Origin of the sequence: Intrasporangium oryzae NRRL B-24470 (assembly GCF_000576595.1) — a bacterium.
Taxonomy (GTDB): domain Bacteria; phylum Actinomycetota; class Actinomycetes; order Actinomycetales; family Dermatophilaceae; genus Intrasporangium_C; species Intrasporangium_C oryzae.
This window is the reverse complement of sequence record NZ_AWSA01000009.1, coordinates 40,076-62,944: the sequence shown is the minus strand read 5'-3', so window position 1 is coordinate 62,944 and position 22,869 is coordinate 40,076. Positions and strand designations below refer to the sequence as shown.

The window sequence follows — 22,869 nt, the reverse complement described above, 5'->3', positions numbered from 1 at the left end:
GGCCTCAGCGGCATACCGAGCTGTCGTCCTCCGCCGAAGGGTCACGGAGCCACTCGTCGTTGATGGCCCGTGATGTGATCGGTGTGAGGCGGCCTTGTCGTTTCCGGGTCACGTCCTTCGTTGTCATGGTGAGAGACCGGTCGTGTGAGACAGGCAAGTCGCACGCTGCACCCGAGGGGCGCGTGTGAGCCGCGTGAACGGAGACCAGAGATGACCAGACCGTTTCGATTCGGGGTCGTTGCCCCGGTGCTGACCGACCTGTCCACGTGGCGCGACCAGGCCCGGCGCATCGCCGACGCTGGTTACTCGACGCTGCTCATGCCCGACGTGCCGCAGTGGCAGCCGTCGCCGGTCCCTACGCTCGCCATGGCAGCGGTCGAGACGGACCTGCGCGTCGGCACGTGGGTCTACGCCTCGCCACTGCGTCCGGCCTGGATGCCCGCGTGGGAGGCGCACTCGATGTCGGTGCTCACCGAGGGTCGCTTCGAGATGGGCATCGGCACGGGCCGGCCCGGGATCGAGGACGAGCTCCGAGAACTCGGAATGCCCGTCACGTCTCCGAGGGACCGGTTGGCCCAGGTGCGCGAAACGGTGGAGAGGCTGCGCGACCTGGACGGCGCCGACCTGCACACACCTGTTGTCATGGCCGTTCGGGGGCCACGGGCCCGAGCGCTGGCCGGCGACGTCGCCGACACGGTCACCTTCGCGATGCTGCCGGGCGACACACGCGCAGACATCGAACGGCTGGCCCGGGATTTCCGGGCCGTGCGGGACGTCGAGCTCGCGCTCCACGTCCCCGTCGTCGGCGACGACGTGGCCCCGTTCATGGCGTCCCCGCGGGACACCCATCCGGCCGAGCTGCGGGAGGCGGACTCGCTGGCGATCCTGCCGGATGACCCGGCGGCCGCCGCCGAGGAGATCCAGCGCCGGCGTGAGGAGATCGGCTACTCCTACGTCGTCCTCGGCGCTGGCTGTGCCGAGCGTCTGGCCCCGATGGTGGCCGCGTTGGCCGGCACGTAGTAGGACGCGATGACGGGCTCGTGGTGATCGGTTGCTTGCCAGCGACACGACAGAGGCGAGCATCCAGGTCGCCCCAACCGCGGGCATGAACCAGCCGAGGCCGCGCCCGGTCGCCCCACGGCGACCAGATGGCGACCAGAGGCGACCAGAGGGCGACCAGGAGCTGCACCTGACCGAGCTTCTGTGGTGCATCCGACGTGTAGCTCGTCAGCTGTCGGAGGCTATGGATGGTCGCGGGCGAGCTCGTCTCGCGCCGCGTGTTCGACCAGCACGGGCACGAAGCTGCGGATGGGGCCTGTCATCGATGCGTGCGCGCCGGAGACGGCGGCATCCACGCGGTCGGGGTCGAGGTGGGGAAACTTCGCGCGCAGGCGGTGTTGAACGTCGTGGATGGCCTTGGCCTCGTCTTCGTCCATGATCTGATGCTCCCCGCATCCGATGTGCTCGGGCAAGGTGCCCTCGCGTGGGGGCTCCGCCACGGGCGGCGTCCTCGACCGAGCGCCTCACCAGGCTCCCCACGACAGATGCCGTCGTGGGGAGCCGCTGCACGAGCGACCGCGTCGGGGAGGGCGGAGCGCGTCATGCTCAATAAAGGGCCCAGGACAAGAAGCGGAGCCTCCTGCGCCGCCTCCTGGATGCCACACCACGGCATACCCCTGGGTGGTTGGTCAGGCGTTCGTGCGACCCAGCGCCGGCTCGCTGATGGAAGGATGTCCGGTCTCGAGGTGCCCCGCGAACGTGCGCAGGAAGGTCGAATCGCCGGCGACGACGGTGAGGTCGTACCAGCCGCCGTTCGCGGACGTGTCGATGACGACCGGACGCTGACCGACACGCGTGCGGTCGCCGTACGCGTCCTCGACGACGACCTCGACGCCCCGCGGCGCCTCGACGGCCACCGAGAGTCGCAGGGTGCGTCCGATCCTGGTGACCGCGACGCGCACCCGGTCGGTGCCGGCGTTGCCCGCGAACCGGCGGAAGTACCCGTTCGGGCCGTGAAGGTGAACGTCGTAGGCGTCGGCGACGGGCCACGTGACCCGCAGCTCGTCGCCTGCCCCGACGGTGTAGCTGTGCGGCGCGCCGGCAGGCTCGATGAGACGCGCCTGCAGGTGGGCCCCGCGGCGCCCGCGGTTGCTGATGTCGACCGTGACCGCGCCGCTCGACCGCAGCTCGCTGACGTCCAGGTCGTACGGCGTGGGGCGGGCGAGGCGGGTGCCGGGCTCCTGCGACGGCATCGATCCCCGGACCGGTGGTGTGGGGCGGTAGGAGGGATGGCGCTGGTCGTCGAACGGCTTCCAGGTCGTCGTGCTCGGCAGGGTGGGTACCTTCTCGACCGTCTTGGAGAAGTCGAAGGCGGAGGTCAGGTCGCCGGCGACGGAGCGCCGCCACGGGGTGATGTTCGGTTCCCTGACTCCGAAGCGCGCCTCCATGAGGCGGATGATCGAGGTGTGGTCGAACGTCTCGGAGGCGACCCAGCCTCCTGTGCTCCAGGGCGAGACGACGAACATCGGCACTCGCGGCCCCATGCCATAGGCGCCGGGGCCGTGCTCACCGTCGTAGAACTCGTGATCGGTCGGGACCGTCGAGGCGCCCGGAATGACAGGCGAGTTCGCATGCGGCGGGACGAGATGGTCGAAGAAGCCGTCGTTCTCGTCGTAGGTGATGAGCAGGATGGTCTTGGCCCAGACCTCGGGGTTCGAGGTCAGCGTGTCGAGGACCTTGGAGATGTACCAGGCGCCGTAGTTCGTCGGCCAGTTGGAGTGCTCGCTGAAGGCCTCGGGGGCCGCGATGTAGCTCACCGAGGGCAGGGTGTCCGCCATGACGTCGCCGCGAAGAATCTCGAAGTAGTCCTGCCCGTCCCGGGCCTTCGTGCCGCGGCGGGCCTTCTCGTACAGCGCGTCCCCCGGCAAGGCGTTGCGGTAGCTGTTGAAGTACAGGAGGGAGTTGTCGCCGTAGTTGCCGATGTAGGGATCGGACGTCCAGCCCCATGAGCCGGCACCATCGAGGCCGGTTCCCTCGTCCTGGTAGACCTTCCACGAGACGCCCGCCTCCTGCAGTCGCTCGGGATAGGTGCGCCAGTCGTAGCCGAGCTCGTCGTTGTACAGGACCGGGCCGCCGTCCTTGCCGTCGTTGCCGGTCCAGCCGCTCCACATGTAGTAGCGGTTCGGGTCCGTGTTGCCGATGAACGAGCAGTAGTAGGCATCGCACACCGTGAACGCGTCGGCGAGCGCGTAGTGGAACGCGGCATCCTGACGCTTCAGGTACGCCATCGTGGTGGTGCCCTTCGCCGGCACCCATCCGTCGTAGCGACCCTTGTTGACGGCGGCCTGTCCGTCGGTCCAGCTGTGGGGGAGCCCTTCCAGGAAGGCGGCGCCGAGGTCATCGACCGTCGGGTGGAACGGAAGGACCTCGCGCACCCCGTCGGACTGGTGCCACACGTTCCTTCCACTCGGGAGCTGGACGGGGTGTGGGTCCCCGAAGCCTCGGACCCCGCGAAGGCTGCCGAGGTAGTGCTCGAAGGACCGGTTCTCCTGCATGAGGACGACGATGTGCTCGACATCCTGCAGGGAACCGGTCGCGCGGTTGGCCGGGATGGTGGCCGCCCTGGCGATGCTCTCGTTGAGCATCGTCGCGGCGGCCGCCCCGCCGGCGATCTGGAGAAAGCGGCGTCGGTCGAGATTGACCATGGGAACTCCTCGGGGTGTAGGGCTGATGATCAGATGCGGGGGATCCGCGGCAGGGCAGTGCCGCGCCCTTCGCTCTCCCTGCTCTGCCCCTCGACGCTACGGAGCGCGGCCCGGCCGGGGGTGCCCCCGACGCGGCGTGGCGATGAACGCTCGCCGAACGCGGACGTACCAGCAGGAACGGTGCCCGGCCGTGTGGAATGATCGCTCGGACCACAACAGACCGAGGGGCTCGACCTATGCAGATGAAGCTGGAACTGATCCCGCTCCCGGTCTCGGATGTGGACCGAGCCATCGCCTTCTACGCGGACATGCTCGGCTTCACGAAGGACGTTGACGTGCGGCCCAGCGAGGGCGTCCGGGTCGTCCAGCTGACCCCGGAGGGCTCGGGTTGTTCGGTCGGTTTCGGGACAGGATTGGACGTGTACGCGGGAGAACCCGGCAGTGCTCGAGGCTTGCACCTGGTCGTGGAGGACATCACCGAGGCTCGCGCCGAGCTTGTCCGCCGGGGCGTCGACGTCGGCGAGATCCGGGACTTCGGGGGCGGTGTCAAAGGAGCGGACTTCTCCGATCCTGACGGCAACACCTTCGAGCTGCAGGAGATGGCCTGGCGCAAGGGCGCGGCGTACTAGGAGGCCGCTGACTCCGGATCGCCCGCACGGCCCACTCGGTCCTGCGCGGCACCACTCCGTGGCCAGGCGGGTCGCGGTGGGGGGATTCGGCGGGCCTGGTCACCGAGCGGCTCGTAGCCTGTTCATCATCGGCACGGTGGCGGTCGGCGAGGTGACCGTCCTGACTCGGAGGTGACGAAGATGAGCCCCACGATCCGCAGCATGGTGATCCCGGTGTCCGATCTGGACGCCACGAAGGCTGTGTACACGGCGTTGCTCGGTGCACCGCATACGGACGAGCCCTACTACGTCGGGTACAACGTCGACGGTTTCGAGGTCGCTCTCAACCCGGCCGGGACGGGTGGTGGCCCGGTGGCTTTTGCCGATGTGGAGGATCTTGACGCGACCCGGGCGACCCTCCTCGCGGCCGGAGCCACCGAACGTGACGCGCCACGTCAGGTCGCACCCGGCGCACGGGTGTGCGTGCTCGCAGACCCCGAAGGCAACCCCATCGGCCTGCGCGGAAAGTAGCCGACACCCTGCGTGGCCGCCGCTCCGTCCGCGGGTGAGTAGCGGTCCGAGCGGGGCGCCATCAACACCCAGGCCGCCGGGATGAGCTCTGGACCGTGTCGGGACGCCGGGCGTAGCGTGCGGTGGACTGGCCAAGGGAGGCGTCATGGCGAACCTCGTCGTGCATTTCGAGATCCACGCGTCCGAGCCGCAGCGGCTCATCGACTTCTACGGCGCCCTGCTCGGGGTGGACGTTCAAGCAGTTCGGTGACATGACGTACTGGGCCATCGACACCGGTGAGGGAGCGATCGGTGTGACCGCTCCCGGGCGGGGCATCAATGGTGGGCTCACCCAGCGTCAGGGCCCTGCCCCGGACCGCGGAGCTCCGGTCAACGGGTGCGACTTCGTCGTCGGTGTTGACGGGAGGGTCGACGACGTGTTCCAGAAGGGACTGGAGCTGGGCGGCGCCGAGGCGCTCCCGCTCGCGGACATGCCGGGCATCGGTCGGGTGGGGTATCTGGTGGACCCGGACGGGAACGTGTTCGGTCTCATCTCGCCGGTGCTCTCCGACGGCACCAACGTCATGGATTCCTGACCCGCCGGACAGGGCCTCCGTCAGGATGAACGGAGTGTGAACTCTCCTCTGCGGGTTGGGAGCCGGACGGATCCGTGGTTGGCGTCGGTGCCCATGAGTGCGAGTTCCGGTATGAGTCCCCGCAGTCCGACGCGTCCGCCTGCTGCGGGGAGGGCCCCGGCTCCAACAGCCCACTGCCCGGAATCACCGGCCTCGGCGGTGGCCGAATCGGGCGCTCGTCATGTCCCCCTACGTCGCGCCGAACACCTGGAGCACCACCAGCTACAACCACTACTCGCTGCTCGCCTCGATCGAGGGCATCTTCCGGCTCCCCTACCTCGGGTATGCCCAGACCGCCGGCCTCAACCGGTTCGGCCTCGACGTCTACAACAACGGCTGGAACGGATAGCACCTCACCCACCACCTTGTCGTTGGGGTCACGAGGAGCATGAGGGCGCGACTCCGCGTTCACGGTCGCCGCCGTGGCCGGACGATCCGCATCTGCGGAATCACGTCGGGGCCGCAGCAACGCGACGCTGTGACCGCCCGGCTGCTCGGCTCATCGAGGCCGGCATCGGCTGAGCCAGGCCAGTTCCCCGGCCGCCCATCGGCGTGACCTTCGACCCTGTCGCCGGCCGCCGACGACGGGCATCGTTGCCTGTGCTCTGAGGAGAGGATGCGAGATGCCATCACTACCGATTCGTTGGCAGAGGCTGGTCAAGGACGGTTGCACGTGCACCCGTTGCGGCACGACTGAAGGAGAGGTGCGTCGGGCCACTGAAACCCTCCTCCGCGTGCTCGCCCCGCAGGGAATCGAGCCGCAGCTCGAGGTCGCAGACATAGACGAGTCCGCCTTCTCAGCCACCCCCCTCGAGTCCAACCGCATCTGGGTCGCTGGGAAGTCCATAGAGGATTGGCTGAGCGGGAGCGTCGGCAGCAGCCGCTGCTGCTCGGTGTGCGGCGACTCCGATTGCCGGACCCTGGAGATCCACGGCACGACGTTCGAGACCATCCCCGAGAGGCTGATCGTCAAGGCGGGGCTGTTGGCTGCGGCAGAGATGCTCGACGAGTCGACACCTCAAGTCACCCGATAGCGATGTCAGCGGACGACGCCCGAGGAGGCAGAGCGCCTCGGCTTCATCGGCTCTCCCACGATCCTTCTGGACGGGAGCGACCCGTTCGCGACGGGGAACGAGCAGCCGGCCCTCGCCTGTCGCGTCTTTGCGACTCCGGAGGGCCGAGCCGGGTCCCCGACGGTGGCCCAGCTGGTGGCGGTGCCTGTCGTGAGACGTGCATGGCCGGCGGCCGCCGAGGGATTCGGCGGCCGCCGGTTCGTGCGTCTATCCGGTCGGTTGTTGCCCGCGGATCGTCAGCGGTCGCTGGTTGCGACGGTGCCGCCGGGGACCTGCGACGGGGCGTAGACCTGAGCGTCGCCCGGGTAGGGCAGGTTGAAGTTGTGGCCCTGGTACCAGATGTACCGGTTCATCAAGGCCGGGTTGGCCGAGTCCTGCTGCCCGTTGGGCAGGTTGTAGCCCTGCGCCTTGTTCCAGTCCGCCCACTGGGCCGCGACCTTCTGCCGGGAGGCGGGGACAGCTGTCTCCGCCGCCTGTGCCGCGGGGGTGCCGTTCGCGCCGGCTGGGGTGTCGGCGCCACACGTGGGGGCGGGCGTGACGTGTTCGGTCAGCGAGATCTGGTTCGGGACAGCCGTGAACGGCGTGAAGTCCGGCTTGGACTGGAACGCGTCGTACATCGGCGTCGCGGCGGCGAGCTTCTGGTTCAGTGGCTGCGCGCCGAGAATCTGCTGGATGGTCCGGACCAGGTTGATCTGCGAGTAGTAGGTGTTGATCACTGCGCCGTGCGCGGCCCAAGGGCTGATGACCTGGATCGGGGCGCGGTGACCGTCGACGTGGTCGGCACCGTCCTGGCTGTCGTCCTCGACCACGAAGATCGCGGAGTCCTTCCAGTACTTGCTGTGCGAGATCTCGTCCACGATCTGGCCGGTCGCCAGATCGCCGTCGGCCACCATGGCCCGGGCGTCAGGCGGACCGCCGGTGTGGTCGCTGGAGAGCCACAGCATGTTGAAGTCCGCCGGACCACCCTTCTCGAAGGCCTGCTTCCACAGCTGGACCCGATAGATGTCCGGGATGTCCATGTCGAACTTCGGGTAGGCGTGGTCGGTGATCGCGTTCAGGGACGGGATCTTCGAGGTGGTGTCCGACTTGAGCGAGGGGTCGGTGAGCGTGTTCGGGTCGGCTCCGCCCTGGACAGCCTTCGTGGCGCAGTAGTACTTCTGCCAGGTCGCGCCCGCAGGCTTGGTGATCTCGAGGGCGAACTCGCCGTAGTTCTTGGCGGTCTTGCCCGCGGACTCGATCGAGGTCCACAGGAACCCGGAGCGTTGGTGGCCGAGGACGTCGGACTCGGTGTCGTAGCTGCGCACGTACTCCCCGGCGCTCGTCTCGGTGTACTCGGGGTTGTCGCCCTGCATGATCCAGTTGTGGCCCTCGGCAGAGTTCGTGCCGATGTCGTAGACGTTGTCGTAGAGGCCGAACTTCTGGGCCAGTGCGTGGAGGTTCGGGGTGACCGTCTTGCCGAACTGGACGAGCGAGGGGTCGCCGTTGCCACGCGGGTCGTCGCCGTGGATCTGGTCGTAGGTCCTGTTCTCCTTGACGATCATGAACACGTGCTTGATCGTCGAGGGGTCCCCAATCCGCGCCGGGACGGGGACCGCGGCCTGCCGGTTGCCCTCGGCCTCCTTCGGGGCCTCGCCGCCCCAGGCGTTCTGCGCGAACACCGTCGCGGTGTACCGGCTGATCTCCTTCTCGCTGGGCAGCTCGAAGGTGGTCAGTGACGCAGTGGTGCTGTGCGTGTCATGGCCGCTCACGACCGGCGCGCCGTAGCCCTTGTCCGTGGTGATGGCCGGTCCACGCGCGTCGATGCCGCGCGTGTTCGTCACGACGATCTCGGAGCCGACGGCGGCGACCTCGGACGGGTAGTAGTCGGTCGGCAGCAGGCCGATGAAGCTCACCGGCTCCTGCGGGTCGCCCGCGTAGCGGTAGACGGCGACGGCGTTGGCCCGCCCGAGGGCGACAAGCAGATGGCCGTCCTTGGTGAGCGCGATGCCGTCCGGTGCGTAACCGATCTTGGACCCCGCGTACGGCTGCGTGGCGATCGTCTGGACGACCTTGTCCAGTTTGGTGTCAATCACAGAGACGGTGTCGCTGTTGGTGTTCGCGACGAACAGCGCTGTGCCCGCGGCATACAGGTTGGTCGGGTGGAGACCGACGTCAATCGAGTCGGGCGCGGACGAGGACGTCGGGTCGATGACGCTGACGGTTCCAGTCGTGGAGGTGCCAAGGAAGGTGTCGGAGGGCACGGCGGCGCCGTAAGAGTCCATCGTGGCGTCGCCCTGATTCGCCCGGCGCCCCCCTTCGTTGCTGACGTACAGCTTGTTGCCGACGAACTGCAGCTGTCGAGGCGCGATCCCGACGTCCCAGGACTGCTTCACCACACCGGTCGCGGGGTCGAGGGCCACCACGGTGTTCTGGCCGTTCACCGCGACGAAGAGCGTCTTGCCGTCAGGAGAGTACGTCGACTTCGCCGGCAACGGGAGCTTGCCATCAACGGTGGGTAGCGCGAACCGGGCGGGCGTGCCAAGGGTCCCGTCGGCATTGACCGGGAACCGGGTCAGGGCGGTGGCCTGGGACAGCCAGAGGAACTTGCCGTCGGGGGAGTAGGTCGGACCCTCTTGACCGACGCTGCGGTCCTTGAGGACCTGGTCGACTCCGGCCGCGACGCCGACCCGATAGACCAGCTTGTGCGCATCGAGGTCGAACAGCTGCAGCACCACGCCCTTGTCGGCGCTGCTGGCAGCGAGATAGCGGCCGTCGGGGCTGACGGCCGAGCCCATGAACTTGCCGTACTCGGTCATGACCCGGGTGCCGATGGGCTTGATGACTTGGTTGTCCGAGACCTGGAGGCCATCGGCGTACGTCGTCCCGACTGTTCGGGTACCCCAGCCGAGGGGATCGCCGGCGAAAGCGGCGCCGGCCCCAGCGATAGTAAGAGTGACGGCAGCCGCCACGGTAAGTCTCATACGAGAGACGGGCATGATCATCCTTCCGAGATGCCTGCGTGAGATGAGCTCTCGAACGGGATCAACCGCTGCCGCGGTCATCCGGTTCCGAGTTTCGGTTCGGCCGCCAATGACTGGCGAAGCCGAGCTGAGCCCCAGGTGAGCGACCACGTCGGCAACCGTTGTCGCCCTCGCGTCGGGCCTGGGGACCTGCCAGCGTCATGCAGGAACGACGCTAGAGATCGTCCAGTGAGGGTGGGCGACGGGACAGGTAACGGCGAGCGAATGCTAGGTGGATTCGCGCATTTTGTAGTGATTTATGGGAATGCCCTGCACGTTCTCCGAGAAATGCTGCAAAAGGGGGGCTGGTTCGTCGGCTGCCGAGGCTATTCGTGCGGCGCGGAGGAAGGCTTGTGGTGGCCCTGACCGACGCTGGCAATGAAGGGGGCTGGACGCTGGAATGGGCTCATGACACAGAAGATGGCCCTGCGTACCTACATCGACCAGCTGCGCACCGAGGGGTACACCGTCCGCGATGACCATGGAGACGACCCCATTCTCATCGCCCCGGACGGCATGGCTGTCGAGACGTGGCGAGAAGGCTATCCGTATGACGAGCTGATGTCGCGCAACAGCTATGAGGTCGAGAAATACCTGCTGCAGATCGAGCTGCTGAAGTTCCAGTACTGGACCATGGACTCCGGCGCCAAGCACGTCGTCGTCTTCGAGGGGCGCGATGCCGCCGGAAAGGGCGGGGCGATCAAGCGGTTCACCGAGCACCTCAACCCTCGGGCGGCGCGAGTGGTGGCCCTCACCAAGCCGACGTCGACCGAAAGCGGACAATGGTATTTCCAGCGCTACGTCAACCACCTCCCCACATCGGGCGAGATCGTGATGTTCGACCGTTCCTGGTACAACCGGGCCGGCGTGGAGCGAGTCATGGGTTTCTGCACGGACGAGGAGTACGCGGTCTTCACAGCCCAGGCGCCGATATTCGAGCGGATGCTCGTCGAGTCGGGCACGACGGTCACGAAGCTGTGGTTCTCGGTGACCCAGGACGAGCAGCGCACCCGATTCGCGATCCGTCAGATCGATCCCGTCCGGCGCTGGAAGCTCTCGCCCATGGACCTGGAGAGCCTCGACCGGTGGGAGGCCTACACGGCTGCCAAGGAGGCGATGTTCGAGCACACCGACAAGAAGTACGCGCCGTGGTTGACCGTGAAGAGCAACGACAAGAAGCGGGCGCGCGTGAACGCCTTGCGTGCCTTCTTGAATCAGTTCGACTACGCGGACAAGGATCCCGATGTCGTGTTCGCACCCGACCCGACGATCGTGATGCGCGCCAAGCACACAGCCGGTGACTAGGACCTGCCGGTGGCCAAAAGGGCTCCCTCGTAGTCGGGGTCCGTGGGGGATGATCTCGGGGACACGAGCGCTGTCGCGAACCGCTGCGAGATGAGGGTCTTCACCACGTTCCCGATGCCTGCGACGTGGACGATGCGCACTCAGCGACCGCCGACGACCATGCTGCGGGCGGCCTCGTCGTAGTGGTCAAGGAGTCGATCGCACACCACCGGCCAGGTGCGCGATCGGACTGAACGGTGGGCAGCGACGCCCATCGCCAGCCGTCTGACCGGGTCCCCAGCCAGGTGCGCGACGTGCGCGCGCAGTGCCTGCAGGTCGCCGGGCCGGTAGTGCCACCCGGTTCGGCCGCTGTGGACGAGGTCGACCAGGCCACCCGCCCCGACGGCTACAACCGGGACACCGCTCGCCATCGCCTCCTGGGCGGCCTGGCAGAAGGTCTCGTGCGGCCCGGGGTGGACCACGACATCCAAGCTCGCGACCGCCCTCGACAGTTCACGGCCGGTCAGCACGCCCGCGAAGTGGGCCCCGGGAAGGCGGTATTTAAGCCGATCCCGCTCTGGTCCGTCCCCGATGACGACGAGCCGGACGCCGGGCAGGTCGGCGAGGACCGCGAGGTCCTCGACCTGCTTCTCGGCCGCCAACCTGCCGACAAAACCGACAAGGAGCTCACCCGCGGAAGCCACCTGAGCCCGCCAGCCCGGGTCACGGTGCGCGGGGGAGAAGAGCGTGGTGTCTACACCGCGCGGCCAGACGTGAACTCGAGGAACTCCGTGCTCCTCGAGGTCGCGGGCGGCGGTCGGCGAAGGTGCCAGAGTGACGTGGGCGCGTTCATGGATCGAGCGGATCCGTCGCCACGCGGCGTTGGATGCTGCGGTGAGTCCGTACCGGCGCGCGAAGCCGGCGACGTCCGTCTGGTAGATGGCGACCACCGGGACGTTCAGCGAAGCCGCGGCCCGTACCACCGGTCCGCCGAGGACGAAGGGGGAGGCCAGGTGAATGACGTCCGGGGCGAATCGGGAGAGCTCGCGGACGATCATCCCGGTGACGACCAGCGGCAGGCGGACCTGGGAGTAGCCAGGCAGACCCACCGATGGCAGCGCCACAACCTCGAAGCCCTCGCAGATGGGAGGTGGGTCGCCTGGCGCGACGACCAGGGCGTCGTGACCGGTCCTGCGCAGGTGCCTCGGCACCTGCAGCACCGAACCGGTCACACCATTGATGTGCGGGAGGAACGACTCGGACACCACGGCGACCCTCATGCGGGTAGTACACCAACGTCCCGGGCGCGCGCAGATGAGTATGAGGTGTCGGGCCAACGACCAGTGTGCGAACGCTTGGGCCCTGGCCGCGGTGCATGAACCCGAGTTGGGCGTGCGCGCTGATGGGAGCGTCGTGGCGGGCACCGTCTCATAGGCGGTATGGCTCGGTATCGGTGCATCGCTCGATCGAGTGATGTCTCCGGCCGAGCCGTGCAGCACGATCGGTCCCATCCGGCCCTTCGCTACCCGGAGGAACAGTTCCGGGGCGAAAGTCCGCGCTCTCGAGCCGGCGAACGAGGTGCGCCGGAGGTCATCGCGTGGGATCCGCCACGCCCGCATCTGGCGGGCCGATGAGAACGAAGGTGTTCCGATGTCGTCGAATGAGACCGGGGCGAGTGGCTATGGCCAGCCGGGGCCTGAGCAGCCGACCTACCAGGGCGGGCAGCCAGGCGGCTACGAGGGCGGTGGGGCCAGCGAAGGTGGCGGTGGCGGTGGCGGTGGTGAAGGCGATGGCTACGGCGGAGGCGGCCAGAGCGGCGGAGGCTACGGCGGAGGCGGCCAGAGCGGCGGCGGCCAGGGAGGCGGCGAAGCCAGGAACCGTTGGCGGCCGCTCGCACTGATCTTCGGCCTGCTGGCACTGCTGTTCCTCGGCTTGCTGCTGTTCTCTGTGAGTTCGTCCCCCGCAACCGTGACCCAGGCAGCCGCTGCCACCACCACGGTCTCCGGCGCTACCGCGACGGTCACCGTCCCCGGCGCTACCGCGACGGTCACCGTGCCCGGCGCTACTGCGACGGTCACCGTCCCCGGCGCGGGTGCCACGACCACCGCGTATGCAACCACCACGGTGACAGTCACCCCGTCGGCCCCAACGACCACTACGCGGTCCGCAAGCGGTGGCAGCACGACGCCCGTGGGTGCTCCCCAGCTGGGTGGCGGCAGCACGGCGGCTGGCCCCAGTCCCTGGCTGGTCGGTGGCGGCGTGGTGTCCCTGGTTCTCGCGCTGGGAATCTCTGGACTCGCCCTGCGGCAGCGTGACCCGCATGTTCAGCGCGTGCACCACCGGTCGTAGGCCGCGTCGCACGGCGACTGTCGCGGCCGTCCTGTTCGGGGTGTCGGGTGCGGCCTTTCTCTCAGCGGCGGCCCAGCAGCCGGGACCCCCCGCCACGCCGCCCGCTTCGGCTGATGCGATCGCCGGGGCGTCCCACCCTGGCTCAACCCCGGCCGGGGGCGACGACGGGGGCGACGACGGGGGCGACGCCCGCGCCGCGCGCAGCAGGATGTCCGCTGAAGGCGCCGCAGATCCGGCGGCTGACGTCGGCTTGCCGCGCTCCCGGCCGGTGCGCCTCGTGATCCCGCGCATCGGTGTGCAGACGAGCCTGGTCGGGGTGGGGCTCAACGCCGACGGCACCGTCGAGACCCCACCGCTCCGTGGGGATGCTCCAGCCGGCTGGTACCGCTACCTCGCCTCACCCGGAGAAGTCGGACCCGCGGTCATCCTCGGCCACGTCGACACGGCTCGGGACGGTCCGGCGGTGTTCTACCGTCTGGGCGAGCTGCGACCGGGGGACCCGATCGACGTGACCCGCGCCGACGGCATCGTCGCTCGGTTCGTCGTCACCCGGGTAGTGCTGGTCGCCAAGGTGGACTTCCCGACCGCCGACGTCTACGGGCCGACCCCAGACCCGCAACTCCGGTTGGTCACGTGTGGCGGCAGCTATGACCGGGTCCGGCACAGCTACCGCGACAATGTCATCGCCTTCGCGCGCCTGGCGCCGTCGAGGTGATGTCGCTGCACCTCCGTCCCTTCGGACTGTCCGTCGCTGGGCCGAGGGAGGCGGCGCGGCTGAGGTCAGCGGCATACGAACACCGTCTGGCCGGTCACAGACCCGGCGTTGGGCTGGTCGTGCACGGCGGGCAGCAGCCACCCACCCACCCGGCCGATGCTCGAGGCTGGGTGCAACCTTCGGTGCATCTGGGGGAAGGCTGGCAATTGGGGGAAATCTGGGCGAACGGACCCACGCAAACCACTCCCTCGGCGCCCCCGCGACGTACGTTGCCAGTCGTGGCCGAGACGTCAGGGCCACGTCCCGAACGTCCGAGGAGAACCATGTCTCGTTCCACCCGAGTCGCCGTAGCCGGCGGAGGGGTTGCCGCGCTGGCGCTTGCCGGGGCGGCCCTCACGGCCGGCCAGGCCGGTGCACTGCCCGAGGCGTCCGCCACGAGGACCCCGATCAAGCACGTCGTGGTCATCTTCGGCGAGAACATCTCGTTCGACCACTACTTCGCCACGTACCCCCAGGCAGCCAACGTCGCCGGCGAGACCCTGCAGGGCGGGTCGACGCCGGCCCCCGCCTTCACGGCGGCCCCGAACACGCCGCGCAACATCGCGACCCTCGCGCACGACGATCTGCTCGCCCCGAACAACCCCAACTCGGTCCAGCCGGAGCGGCTGACCCCCGGGCAGGCCGTCACCTGCGACCAGGACCACACCTACACGAACGAGCAGAAGGCCTACAACGGCGGCGCGATGGACCAGTTCGTCGAGCACGTCAGCAAGGACGCCTGCAAGCCGGGCCGGTTCTCGCGGGCCGGGCTCACGATGGACTACTTCGACGGCAACACCGTCACGGCCATGTGGAACTACGCGCAGAAGTACGCCATGAGCGACAACTCGTACAGCACGACGTTCGGCCCCTCGTCACCGGGCGCGATCAACCTCGTCTCGGGCCAGACGCACGGCGTTCAGGAGTATGCCGCCGCGAGCGTTCCCGAGCACCCGACCCAGATCATCCCGGCCTCGAGCGACTACACGGTCCGCGTCCCAGACGCGAACGGCGTCGGCACGATGACGGGCGACCCGGACCCGGTCTACGATGACTGCTCCAACAGCAGCCACACGACGAGCTACACGCTCGCCGGGATGCAGCCCTCGAACAAGAACGTCGGTGACCTGCTCGGCGCCAAGGGCGTCAGCTGGGGCTGGTTCCAGGGCGGGTTCGCTCCGACGAAGCCCTACGACCCCGCCACCGGTGCGCCGGCCGAGTGCAAGGCGACCCACAGCAACGTCGCAGGCATCACATCGACCGACTACAACCCGCACCACCAGCCGTTCCAGTACTACGCCACGACGGCCAACCCGCACCACCTGGCCCCGGCCTCCGTCGCCGAGATCGGACACGACGGCCGGGCCAACCACCAGTACGACCTGTCCGCCTTCGACCAGGTCGTGAACACCGACCAGCTGCCGGCCGTGAGCTTCCTCAAGGCGGCGAACTACCAGGACGGCCACGCCGACTACTCCGACCCGGTCGACGAGCAGCACTTCGTCGTCAAGGAGATCAACGCCATCGAGCAGTCGCCGAACTGGAAGGACACGGCGATCGTCCTGGCCTATGACGACTCGGATGGCTGGTACGACCATCGCGCCGCCACCCTCACGAACGCCTCCAACAGCCCCGACGACGCGGCGTGGTGCAGGGACGCCGCCACCCGGGGCGTGCCGGTCTCTGGCGGCTACCAGGACCGGTGCGGGCCCGGCCCTCGCCAGCCGCTGCTCGTCATCTCCCCCTACGCCCGGACCAACTGGGTCGACCACACCCAGACCGATCAGACGTCGATCCTGCGTTTCATCGAGGACAACTGGAACGTCGGGCAGATCGGGGACCATTCGGCCGACGCCGTCGCCGGCCCGCTCGACGGCCTGTTCCACTTCCCGAACGCCAAGGCGCCCGAAGTCCTGCTCGACCCGCTCGACGGCACGGTCGTCTCGGTCGACTCGGTGCACGGCAGCTCTCACAACTGAGACTGCGTTCTTGACAGACTGGGCACTCGACGCCGCGGCGCGGCGTCGAGTGCCCAGTCACGTCGCCCATGTCACCGTCCGCTTCGGACGTTGTCCCCTTCGAGCTGATGGGTCGGAAGGAAGAGATGAGCTGGTTCCACCCGACATCCGTCCTGGACAAGGTGTTCGAGGGCGGCATCATCATCAAGGGTGTGACGGGGGCGCTCGAGTTCCTGGGCGGCGTGCTGCTCTTCTTCGTCAGCCCCGCGCAGATGCACCAGTTCATCGCCCTCGTCACGCAGCGGGAGCTTCTCGAGGATCCGAACGACAAGGTGGCCAACCTTCTCCTGAATGCCACGTCCCACCTGGCGTCGGGCGGTCGAGCGTTCGCCATCGCGTACCTCTGGATCCACGCGGTGATCAAGCTCGTCGCCGTCGTCGGCATCTTGCGGAATCAGCTGTGGGCCTACCCCTTCTCGCTCATCACCCTGGGCGTGCTCATGCTCTACCAGACGTACTCGATCTTCTTCGTCAGAGCATCGATCGGCATGATTGTCCTGACCGTCTTCGACGCCTTCATCCTCTGGCTGATCTGGCGCGAGTACGGAAAGGTCCGCGGTGAGCTTCCCGCGCAGTCCGCCCAAGCGTGACTCGGTGTACGGGGCGGCGTGATCGGCGTCGAAGATCCCCCACGATCCCCACAGCGGACCGCGGACCACGAGGGCGGCTTTCAGCGTGTCGGCGGCAGGCCCTTGGTGTCCTCTGGTGGCGTCGCCATTCGACTAGTAAGTGACGGGGCGGCGAGTGGTCGCCACCGCACGAAGGAGGAGTCATGAAGTACATGCTGTTGCTGCTTTCGCCTGAGGACGGGATACCTGCGAGCGACACCCCTGAGGGTCAGCGGCTCTTCCAGGAGTGGGCGACGGCCCTGGAAGGCATGCAGTCCGCCGGCGTGTTGATCGACTCAGCCCCGTTGACGGGCGCATCCGTGGCAACGACCGTGCGTGTGCGCGACGGCGAGCTGTTGATCACCGATGGGCCGGCCGCGGAGATCCGTGAGCAGGTCGGCGGGTACACGTTGATCGACTGCGCGCACCTGGACGACGCGCTGAAGTGGGCTGCGACCATCCCCACCGCGAAGGTCGGCTCGGTGGAGGTTCGGGTGGTCCTCGACACGGGTAGGTCGCGCTGATCGAGGCCGAGCTCCGGGCCTGCTGGTGGCCGGCGGTCGCATCGGTCGCTCGAGCAGTGGGCGATCTGGAGCTGGCTGAAGAAGCGGTCCAAGAAGCGTCTCTGGTCGCGATGCTCTCCTGGCCCCGCGAGGGCTTGCCGGACAACCCTCGCGCCTGGCTCATCCGCACAGCCCGCCACAAGGCTCTTGACGCCCTCCGCCGAGAGCTGGCGCGCCCGGGGAAGGAGGCCAGGGCCATGTGTGAGCAAGGCCGGCTGGGGCCGGCGGCAGAGGCCTATGACGAGCTGTCCCTCATCGTCATGTGCTGTCACCCGGCGTTCGACCTGCAGACGCGGGTCGCGTTGACCCTGCGGTCGGTGTGCGGACTCTCGACGGCCGAAATCGCTGCCGTACTGCTTCTCGCCGAACCAACCGTTGCCAAGCGCCTGGTCCGCGCCCGGCGCAAGATCCGCGACACCGGGATGACCTTCGCGCTGCCCGAGGACTGGAGCGAGCGCATCCCTGCCGTGCTGGCGGTGGTGTATCTGCTCTTCACCGAGGGCCACAAGGCGTCCGTGAACCCGCAGGCCGTCCGCGGTGAGCTGTGCACCACGGCTGTCGATCTGGCCCGGGAGCTCCACCGGCTGCTGCCCGACGACTCCGAGGGCGAGGGCCTGCTCGCGCTGCTGCTCCTCACCGACGCCCGACGCCCGGCCAGGATCGCGCCCGACGGTTCGCCTGTGCTGCTGGCGGCGCAGAACCGCGCGCTCTACGACCGCGCCATGATTGCGGAGGGCGAGCGGCGGCTCGAGGCGGCGCTACGTCGCGGACCGCCCGGCCCCTTCCAGATCCAGGCAGCCATCGCCGCCTGCCACTCCGTCCCTGAGGAAGCCGTAGACACCGACTGGCGGGAGATCGCCGCACTGTACGGCGAGCTACTGCGCTACGACCCGAGCCCAGTGTTCGAAGCCAACCGGGCGATCGCCGTCGCCATGGCGGAGGGCCCGGCGGCCGGGCTGGTTGTTCTCGACGCGGTAGCGCACCACCCGCGCCTGGCGCGCTGGCCGAGCTTTCACATCGCGCGCGCCGACCTTCTCGACCGGCTTGGTCGCCGCGAGGAGAGCCAGTCCGCCCTCCGCGCGGCCCTGCAGCTGGACCCGAGCCCCAGTGAGAGGGCCTTCATCCGTGGCCGACTGGGCGTCCCCTGACCTTCCCGTCCCGAGAAGGGCGGCGGGGCTCTCGGAATCGCTCAGACTGTGCAGGACACGCTCACCCGGGGTCGTCGTGGACCAGCTCCAGGCGGGGCTGGAGCCGATGGCCCGTCGGCACTCCGTGCGATGGAGGCTGCCTATCGAATACGGCGAGCGTGTGGTTGCCGCTCAGGGCACGGCCGGTGAAGACGGTAGCCCGGGCGCCGATCAGGATTTCCTGTTGGCCCGTCGTGCCCGCCCGCGGTATGCCGGGTGAAGGGCTTCGACCAGGGCGGCCACGGCAACGACTCCAGGGACGAACAGCAGCAGCTGGGCGAGGCTGTATCGGCGGATTTCTGCTGCGGTGTCGACCCCGGAGAGTTCGGCCTCGAGGCTGGCCGTCGGAAAGAGGGTGACGGCATGCGCGGCCAGGGCACCGTAGCTCAGGCCGCATCCCATCAACCAGACGCCCCACTGCCAGCTCCCGTGCCTCCAGATGACGGCGCCAAGTGCCATCAGTGCCGCGGTTCCGACCACGAACTCGGCCAGGACGATACGTCGCCGCCTCAGCGTTCCGGACGTTCCGTACAGGTCGAGAGCGGCGAACCTGCGCACGCTCCACTTTCCCCGGTCACTCCGCCATCATGCATGGGCGCCGACCTCTGCATCGTGGTGACACAGTGGAATTCAGTAGCCGCGAGTGGCGCGATGGTGATAGTCGTCTTGTTCGGATCGCCGACGGGTGTGTTCACATCAGGATCGTCCACGGAAGAGGAGACATGGTTCGTGAAAAGGGCACACCCGGGCTAGCGCATGCTCGGTCCGAGACGTCGCCGTGGTGGGCGCCGTGGCAGTTGATGGCTCTGGTCGCGGTCACCGTCGCCAACTATGTGTGGCAGGTCCCCTACTACCTCCACTTCTACGCGCGCTTCGGGAAGAGTCCGGGGGGCCTCACGGTGCCGTTGCTGTTGACGTTCGTCTGGTTCGGGGTCGGCGCGGCGCTCCTTGTGACTCGACGTCGCGGAGGGGTTCCGGTCATGGTGTCCTTCCTCGTGGTCGAGGCGGTGTTCTATCTCGTGCACAACCTGACCGGGGCTGCCGGGCGTGACCTCCTCACCAGCGATGGTGTGTTGTTGGTTGCCTCGGTGTTGGGCTACGTCAACGCCTTCGCGGCGATTGTCTTCGTCGTGTGGCTCCTCCGCACCCGCCGGCGCACCCAGGCAGTAGCGCCGCAGGGGTGACGCCAGCGCGCGGCCTCGGATCCACCCAGCCGGATGAACACGAACAAGCTGATTCGGGTTCGTCGGCGCCACGGGCGGGTGACGAAAGGTCGAAACCGCAGCGTGGGTCGGAGATGACCAGGTTTCAAGAGGCTGCGTATGACGCGCAGCTGGCCGCCGGCTTGCCTGTCAGTGAGCTGGCGGCGTCCCTGCTGACGCGGCACGAGGGGCCGATCGGCATGGGGATGTGCGCGGAGTACCTCCATGCGATCCAGCAGAGTGACTGGTTCACGGCTGCGTTCACCGCACATGCCGAGCCGGTCGCGGTCGTCGGCGGCCCGGGCGTCAGCCAGGCTGACGCCGCTCAGCGGCTGGTGAGGATCGGCGCTGACGATCGTTGGGATGCCCAGACGTGTGAGCACGCCTGTCTTCATGAGCTGGCACACATCGTGACCCCGGACCGTGTGGTGGGCAACGAGCTGCGCGAGCCTGCTCAGGGCCCGAGCAGCAGCAGGGGTCATCACCACGCCTGGCGAGCCAACTTCATCTTCATTGTCCAGATGACTCTGGGAAGGCAGGCCTCCCACAGGCTCAGGCACGAGTTCGCCCGGTGGGGCCTGCCCACACGTTGAGTCACGGACAGGGACCGGTCTGAACTGCACAAACCTGTGGTGGGCCCGGTCGGGCTCGAACCGACGACCGTCATCGCCTTCGCGCGCCTGACGCGGTCGACGTGATACCGCTGCCCCGGTCCGCCCGCTCTGAATGTCCTTTGGCGGGCTAAGCCAGTGGTGAGCCGGTCAGGTCTCGCTGTCGTCCCGGCGCAGGTTCAGTGAGTTCCAGGCAGCCCTGACATGACTGCGCATCACGGACTCCGCCCAGTCCGGGTCACCTGCCGCGAACGCTGCCACGAGTTCGTGGTGGTGTGCGAGGCTGCGGCGAAGGTCGCTCTCGCTGTAGTGCGAGAACGTCCGCCACACCAGGGGAACCTGCACGACCGACGACACGACGCTGCCGAGTCGCCGGTTCCTCGAGCCTTCGAGGATCAGCCAGTGAAAGCGGTTGTTGAGCTCGGTGATCTGGTCTACGTCGGTGACGGGTCCCTGCGTAGCCGCATCCATGTCGTGGGCGAGGCGGGCCAGTTCCTCGAGGTCCACTGACGCCGACGTGGCTGCCAGTCGGCAGGCCCAGGGCTCGAGCACGGAGCGGAGGCTGAAGATCTCATCAAGGTCCTCTGCGGTCCAGGCCGTGACCTGCACTCCGCGGTTGCGCTGGTAGCGCACCAGCCCCTCGGCGGTGAGCCGCCGCAGCGCCTCGCGCACCGGCGTCCGGCTGACTCCGATCGAGTCGGCGAGGTCGCCCTCGCGGAGCCAGTCGCCGCCGGTTCGCTCGCCGGAGAGGATCTGCGCGCGGATCAACCGATACGCGTCGTCCGACGCGTTGCGAAGGTCCCGCTCGAGCGGGACAGTCGATTCGCTCATGGTCCGAGAGAGTCTAGCGTGCCAAGAATTGTATGCAATGAAGCTTCGAGCCATTGACTTTGCCTCCAGCTTCGCCGTACGTTCACCCGAAGCGTCATGCGACCAGGATCACACCTGTGGCAGACGTTGTATGCAACTTGCACCCTTCGGAGGGATGTCATGGATACACGGCTGCCGTTGGACGACGTGCGCGTCGTCGAGCTCGGCCAGCTCCTTGCCGGACCGTTCTGTGGGCAGCTCCTCGGCGACTTCGGCGCCGAGGTGATCAAGGTCGAAGACCCGGGCCAGGGTGACCCCATGAGGCAGTGGGGTCGCGAGAAGCCCTACGGCAAGTCGTTGTGGTGGCCGGTCGTTGCTCGCAACAAGAAGTCCGTCACGGCAAACCTTCGGACCGAAGCGGGGCAGGACATCGTGCGCCGCCTCATCGCAACGGCCGATGTCCTCATCGAGAACTTCCGGCCCGGGACTCTCGAGCGATGGGGTCTGGCCCCGGAGCAACTGTGGGAGATCAATCCCGGCTTGATCGTCACGCGGGTCACGGGGTTCGGTCAGACAGGGCCGTATGCCGCCCGCGCCGGCTACGGGTCGATCGGTGAGGCCATGGGGGGGATCCGCTACGTCACCGGAGACTCGGACCGCCCCCCGGCGCGAGCCGGCATCTCGCTCGGCGACTCGCTCGCTGCCACGTTTGCCGCGCTCGGCACCCTGGTGGCACTTCACCAGCGCGGTCGGACGGGTCGCGGACAGGTCGTGGACTCCGCGATCTACGAGGCTGTGCTCGCGATGATGGAGTCGCTGTTGCCCGAGTGGCAGATCGCCGGGTACCAACGCGAAAGGACCGGGACGACCCTGCCGAACGTCTCGCCGAGCAATGTCTACCCGACATCAGACGGGGAGATGGTGCTCATCGCGGCCAACCAGGACACGGTCTTCCGTCGTTTGGCCGAGGTCATGGGTCAGGCGGAGCTGGCGACCGACGAGCGCTATGCGACCCACAGTGCACGCGGCCAGTACATGGAGGAGCTCGACGGCACGATCGCCGAGTGGAGCTCGACGATCAAGGCGGACGATCTGCTCGACCTGCTGCACGGGAACGGGGTCCCGGCCGGTCGGATCTACCGGGCGAAGGACATGTTCGCCGACCCGCACTTCGCAGCGCGGGAGGCGATCGTCAAGCTCGCCCATCCCGAGCTGGGCGAGTTCGCCATGCACAACGTGGCGCCGAAGCTGTCTGACACCCCGGGACGCGTCCGCCACGTGGGCCCAGAGCTCGGTGAGCACAACCAGGAGATCTACCAGGGCCTGCTGGGACTCGACGACGACGCGATGTCGTCGCTGCGTTCCGCCGGCGTCATCTGAGGAGGAGAAGCATGGCCTACCGGTTGGGCGTAGACGTCGGCGGCACTTTCACCGACATCCTGCTCATCGACGAGGAGTCCGGCGCGACCTACCGCGCCAAGACCTCCTCCACACCAGAGGACCAGTCCGTCGGGGTGCTTCGCGGCATCGAACGCGTCTGCGAGACGGCCGGCATCACGGTCGGCGACATCGACGAGGTGTTCCACGGCACGACCGTCGCCACGAACGCGATCCTGGAGGGCAAGGGGGCTCGTGTCGGCCTCGTCACGACCGAGGGCTTCCGCCAGGTGCTGCAGATCGCCCGGTCCTACGTGCCCGGAGGTCTCGCCGGCTGGATCATCTGGCCCAAGCCCGAGCCGATCGCCGCGCTCTAAGACACCGTCGAGGTCCGAGGGCGGATCGCCGCCGACGGATCAGTCGTCACCGAGCTCGACGAGGACGACGTCCGCGCCAAGCTGCGTCACCTGTCACACCAGGGCATCGAGGCGCTGAGCATCAGCCTCATCAACGCCTACGCCAACCAGGACCACGAGCGCAGGGTCGGGGAGATCGCCGCTCAGGAGCTTCCCGGCAT

General features: G+C 68.0%; 23 protein-coding genes and 1 pseudogene. 18 read left to right on the top strand and 6 right to left on the bottom strand.

The window, feature by feature from the left end; all coding sequences use genetic code 11:
- Nucleotides 1-210: 210 nt before the first annotated feature.
- Nucleotides 211-1,020, top strand: a complete 810-nt coding sequence (locus tag N865_RS05735) for an LLM class flavin-dependent oxidoreductase (RefSeq protein ID WP_034802678.1) — start codon at nt 211-213, stop codon at nt 1,018-1,020.
- Nucleotides 1,021-1,241: 221 nt separating this feature from the next.
- Here N865_RS05735 and N865_RS05730 read toward each other — a convergent pair whose 3' ends face one another.
- Both N865_RS05730 and N865_RS05725 read right to left on the bottom strand, forming a co-directional pair.
- On the bottom strand, nt 1,242-1,436 hold the full coding sequence (locus tag N865_RS05730) for a three-helix bundle dimerization domain-containing protein (protein WP_034802809.1): 195 nt from the start codon (nt 1,434-1,436) through the stop codon (nt 1,242-1,244).
- Nucleotides 1,437-1,688: 252 nt separating this feature from the next.
- Nucleotides 1,689-3,704, bottom strand: coding sequence for a phosphocholine-specific phospholipase C (locus tag N865_RS05725; protein WP_034802675.1), 2,016 nt, complete (start codon nt 3,702-3,704; stop codon nt 1,689-1,691).
- 242 nt (nt 3,705-3,946) lie between these two features.
- Between N865_RS05725 and N865_RS05720 the strand changes: the two genes are divergently transcribed.
- The 6 genes from N865_RS05720 (at nt 3,947) to N865_RS05705 (ending at nt 6,491) form a co-directional block, all read left to right on the top strand.
- Nucleotides 3,947-4,333: a VOC family protein gene (locus N865_RS05720; protein ID WP_322786053.1), complete on the top strand. Its 387-nt coding sequence runs from the start codon at nt 3,947-3,949 to the stop codon at nt 4,331-4,333.
- A gap of 180 nt (nt 4,334-4,513) precedes the next feature.
- Entirely contained in the window at nt 4,514-4,843 is a 330-nt protein-coding gene (locus N865_RS05715; RefSeq protein ID WP_034802669.1) for a VOC family protein, read from the top strand.
- A 145-nt stretch (nt 4,844-4,988) separates the two neighbouring features.
- Nucleotides 4,989-5,093, top strand: coding sequence for a VOC family protein (locus N865_RS23885; protein ID WP_407636741.1), 105 nt, complete (start codon nt 4,989-4,991; stop codon nt 5,091-5,093).
- A 1-nt stretch (nt 5,094) separates the two neighbouring features.
- The gene (locus tag N865_RS05710; protein WP_245603677.1) at nt 5,095-5,418 is read left to right on the top strand and encodes a VOC family protein; all 324 of its coding nucleotides are present in this window, start codon (nt 5,095-5,097) and stop codon (nt 5,416-5,418) included.
- A gap of 220 nt (nt 5,419-5,638) precedes the next feature.
- On the top strand, nt 5,639-5,806 hold the full coding sequence (locus N865_RS23480; RefSeq protein ID WP_245603676.1) for an alkaline phosphatase family protein: 168 nt from the start codon (nt 5,639-5,641) through the stop codon (nt 5,804-5,806).
- A gap of 274 nt (nt 5,807-6,080) precedes the next feature.
- Nucleotides 6,081-6,491, top strand: a complete 411-nt coding sequence (locus N865_RS05705) for a DUF2703 domain-containing protein (RefSeq protein ID WP_034802666.1) — start codon at nt 6,081-6,083, stop codon at nt 6,489-6,491.
- A 275-nt stretch (nt 6,492-6,766) separates the two neighbouring features.
- On the opposite strand, the gene N865_RS05700 is transcribed toward N865_RS05705, so the two are convergent.
- Nucleotides 6,767-9,505, bottom strand: a complete 2,739-nt coding sequence (locus N865_RS05700) for an alkaline phosphatase family protein (protein WP_245603675.1) — start codon at nt 9,503-9,505, stop codon at nt 6,767-6,769.
- A gap of 432 nt (nt 9,506-9,937) precedes the next feature.
- On the opposite strand from N865_RS05700, the gene ppk2 reads away from it, so the two are divergent.
- Nucleotides 9,938-10,834 carry a polyphosphate kinase 2 gene (ppk2, locus tag N865_RS05695; RefSeq protein ID WP_051510245.1) on the top strand — a complete coding sequence of 299 codons (897 nt, stop codon included), beginning with the start codon at nt 9,938-9,940 and terminating at the stop codon, nt 10,832-10,834.
- Nucleotides 10,835-10,974: 140 nt separating this feature from the next.
- Here ppk2 and N865_RS05690 read toward each other — a convergent pair whose 3' ends face one another.
- The gene (locus N865_RS05690) at nt 10,975-12,093 is read right to left on the bottom strand and encodes a glycosyltransferase family 4 protein (protein WP_034802660.1); all 1,119 of its coding nucleotides are present in this window, start codon (nt 12,091-12,093) and stop codon (nt 10,975-10,977) included.
- Nucleotides 12,094-12,463: 370 nt separating this feature from the next.
- Between N865_RS05690 and N865_RS23240 the strand changes: the two genes are divergently transcribed.
- The 6 genes from N865_RS23240 (at nt 12,464) to N865_RS05660 (ending at nt 18,253) form a co-directional block, all read left to right on the top strand.
- Nucleotides 12,464-13,162, top strand: coding sequence for a hypothetical protein (locus N865_RS23240; protein WP_084327978.1), 699 nt, complete (start codon nt 12,464-12,466; stop codon nt 13,160-13,162).
- Nucleotides 13,134-13,877: a class F sortase gene (locus N865_RS23235; RefSeq protein WP_084327977.1), complete on the top strand. Its 744-nt coding sequence runs from the start codon at nt 13,134-13,136 to the stop codon at nt 13,875-13,877. Before N865_RS23240 ends, N865_RS23235 begins: the two co-directional genes overlap by 29 nt.
- A gap of 323 nt (nt 13,878-14,200) precedes the next feature.
- The gene (locus N865_RS05675) at nt 14,201-15,895 is read left to right on the top strand and encodes a phospholipase C (protein WP_034802654.1); all 1,695 of its coding nucleotides are present in this window, start codon (nt 14,201-14,203) and stop codon (nt 15,893-15,895) included.
- Nucleotides 15,896-16,020: 125 nt separating this feature from the next.
- Complete coding sequence (locus tag N865_RS05670) at nt 16,021-16,524, top strand: DUF2127 domain-containing protein (RefSeq protein WP_034802651.1); 504 nt, start codon at nt 16,021-16,023, stop codon at nt 16,522-16,524.
- Nucleotides 16,525-16,706: 182 nt separating this feature from the next.
- The gene (locus N865_RS05665; protein ID WP_034802648.1) at nt 16,707-17,066 is read left to right on the top strand and encodes a YciI family protein; all 360 of its coding nucleotides are present in this window, start codon (nt 16,707-16,709) and stop codon (nt 17,064-17,066) included.
- Nucleotides 17,063-18,253 carry an RNA polymerase sigma factor gene (locus tag N865_RS05660; protein ID WP_051510243.1) on the top strand — a complete coding sequence of 397 codons (1,191 nt, stop codon included), beginning with the start codon at nt 17,063-17,065 and terminating at the stop codon, nt 18,251-18,253. The genes N865_RS05665 and N865_RS05660 overlap by 4 nt, the downstream gene beginning before the upstream one ends.
- 210 nt (nt 18,254-18,463) lie before the next feature.
- Here N865_RS05660 and N865_RS05655 read toward each other — a convergent pair whose 3' ends face one another.
- On the bottom strand, nt 18,464-18,850 hold the full coding sequence (locus N865_RS05655) for a hypothetical protein (protein WP_034802642.1): 387 nt from the start codon (nt 18,848-18,850) through the stop codon (nt 18,464-18,466).
- Nucleotides 18,851-19,014: 164 nt separating this feature from the next.
- Between N865_RS05655 and N865_RS05650 the strand changes: the two genes are divergently transcribed.
- Nucleotides 19,015-19,476: a hypothetical protein gene (locus N865_RS05650; RefSeq protein WP_157557576.1), complete on the top strand. Its 462-nt coding sequence runs from the start codon at nt 19,015-19,017 to the stop codon at nt 19,474-19,476.
- A gap of 113 nt (nt 19,477-19,589) precedes the next feature.
- Nucleotides 19,590-20,087 carry a hypothetical protein gene (locus tag N865_RS05645; protein ID WP_034802636.1) on the top strand — a complete coding sequence of 166 codons (498 nt, stop codon included), beginning with the start codon at nt 19,590-19,592 and terminating at the stop codon, nt 20,085-20,087.
- A 168-nt stretch (nt 20,088-20,255) separates the two neighbouring features.
- On the opposite strand, the gene N865_RS05640 is transcribed toward N865_RS05645, so the two are convergent.
- Nucleotides 20,256-20,936, bottom strand: a complete 681-nt coding sequence (locus N865_RS05640; RefSeq protein WP_051510242.1) for a GntR family transcriptional regulator — start codon at nt 20,934-20,936, stop codon at nt 20,256-20,258.
- 159 nt (nt 20,937-21,095) lie between these two features.
- Here N865_RS05640 and N865_RS05635 point away from each other — a divergent pair, with 159 nt between their 5' ends.
- Together N865_RS05635 and N865_RS23230 are read left to right on the top strand one after the other, a co-directional pair.
- Complete coding sequence (locus tag N865_RS05635) at nt 21,096-22,295, top strand: CaiB/BaiF CoA transferase family protein (protein WP_034802633.1); 1,200 nt, start codon at nt 21,096-21,098, stop codon at nt 22,293-22,295.
- Between the two features lie 11 nt (nt 22,296-22,306).
- Nucleotides 22,307-22,846: pseudogene (locus N865_RS23230) on the top strand (hydantoinase/oxoprolinase N-terminal domain-containing protein); the annotation flags it as partial.
- Nucleotides 22,847-22,869 lie beyond the last annotated feature (23 nt).

What these genes read in the sequence shown, in the direction of transcription:
- N865_RS23885 (WP_407636741.1), top strand. Translation starts at nt 4,989, where the DNA reads ATGGCGAACCTCGTCGTGCATTTCGAGATCCACGCGTCCGAGCCGCAG.
- N865_RS05720 (WP_322786053.1), top strand. Translation starts at nt 3,947, where the DNA reads ATGAAGCTGGAACTGATCCCGCTCCCGGTCTCGGATGTGGACCGAGCC.
- N865_RS05690 (WP_034802660.1), bottom strand. Translation starts at nt 12,093, where the DNA reads ATGAGGGTCGCCGTGGTGTCCGAGTCGTTCCTCCCGCACATCAATGGT.
- ppk2 (WP_051510245.1), top strand. Translation starts at nt 9,938, where the DNA reads ATGACACAGAAGATGGCCCTGCGTACCTACATCGACCAGCTGCGCACC.
- N865_RS05730 (WP_034802809.1), bottom strand. Translation starts at nt 1,436, where the DNA reads ATGGACGAAGACGAGGCCAAGGCCATCCACGACGTTCAACACCGCCTG.
- N865_RS05640 (WP_051510242.1), bottom strand. Translation starts at nt 20,936, where the DNA reads ATGAGCGAATCGACTGTCCCGCTCGAGCGGGACCTTCGCAACGCGTCG.
- N865_RS05670 (WP_034802651.1), top strand. Translation starts at nt 16,021, where the DNA reads ATGAGCTGGTTCCACCCGACATCCGTCCTGGACAAGGTGTTCGAGGGC.
- N865_RS23480 (WP_245603676.1), top strand. Translation starts at nt 5,639, where the DNA reads ATGTCCCCCTACGTCGCGCCGAACACCTGGAGCACCACCAGCTACAAC.
- N865_RS05715 (WP_034802669.1), top strand. Translation starts at nt 4,514, where the DNA reads ATGAGCCCCACGATCCGCAGCATGGTGATCCCGGTGTCCGATCTGGAC.
- N865_RS23240 (WP_084327978.1), top strand. Translation starts at nt 12,464, where the DNA reads ATGTCGTCGAATGAGACCGGGGCGAGTGGCTATGGCCAGCCGGGGCCT.
- N865_RS05675 (WP_034802654.1), top strand. Translation starts at nt 14,201, where the DNA reads ATGTCTCGTTCCACCCGAGTCGCCGTAGCCGGCGGAGGGGTTGCCGCG.
- N865_RS05710 (WP_245603677.1), top strand. Translation starts at nt 5,095, where the DNA reads ATGACGTACTGGGCCATCGACACCGGTGAGGGAGCGATCGGTGTGACC.
- N865_RS05735 (WP_034802678.1), top strand. Translation starts at nt 211, where the DNA reads ATGACCAGACCGTTTCGATTCGGGGTCGTTGCCCCGGTGCTGACCGAC.
- N865_RS05650 (WP_157557576.1), top strand. Translation starts at nt 19,015, where the DNA reads ATGGTTCGTGAAAAGGGCACACCCGGGCTAGCGCATGCTCGGTCCGAG.
- N865_RS05700 (WP_245603675.1), bottom strand. Translation starts at nt 9,505, where the DNA reads ATGCCCGTCTCTCGTATGAGACTTACCGTGGCGGCTGCCGTCACTCTT.
- N865_RS05635 (WP_034802633.1), top strand. Translation starts at nt 21,096, where the DNA reads ATGGATACACGGCTGCCGTTGGACGACGTGCGCGTCGTCGAGCTCGGC.
- N865_RS05705 (WP_034802666.1), top strand. Translation starts at nt 6,081, where the DNA reads ATGCCATCACTACCGATTCGTTGGCAGAGGCTGGTCAAGGACGGTTGC.
- N865_RS05725 (WP_034802675.1), bottom strand. Translation starts at nt 3,704, where the DNA reads ATGGTCAATCTCGACCGACGCCGCTTTCTCCAGATCGCCGGCGGGGCG.
- N865_RS23235 (WP_084327977.1), top strand. Translation starts at nt 13,134, where the DNA reads ATGTTCAGCGCGTGCACCACCGGTCGTAGGCCGCGTCGCACGGCGACT.
- N865_RS05645 (WP_034802636.1), top strand. Translation starts at nt 19,590, where the DNA reads ATGACCAGGTTTCAAGAGGCTGCGTATGACGCGCAGCTGGCCGCCGGC.
- N865_RS05665 (WP_034802648.1), top strand. Translation starts at nt 16,707, where the DNA reads ATGAAGTACATGCTGTTGCTGCTTTCGCCTGAGGACGGGATACCTGCG.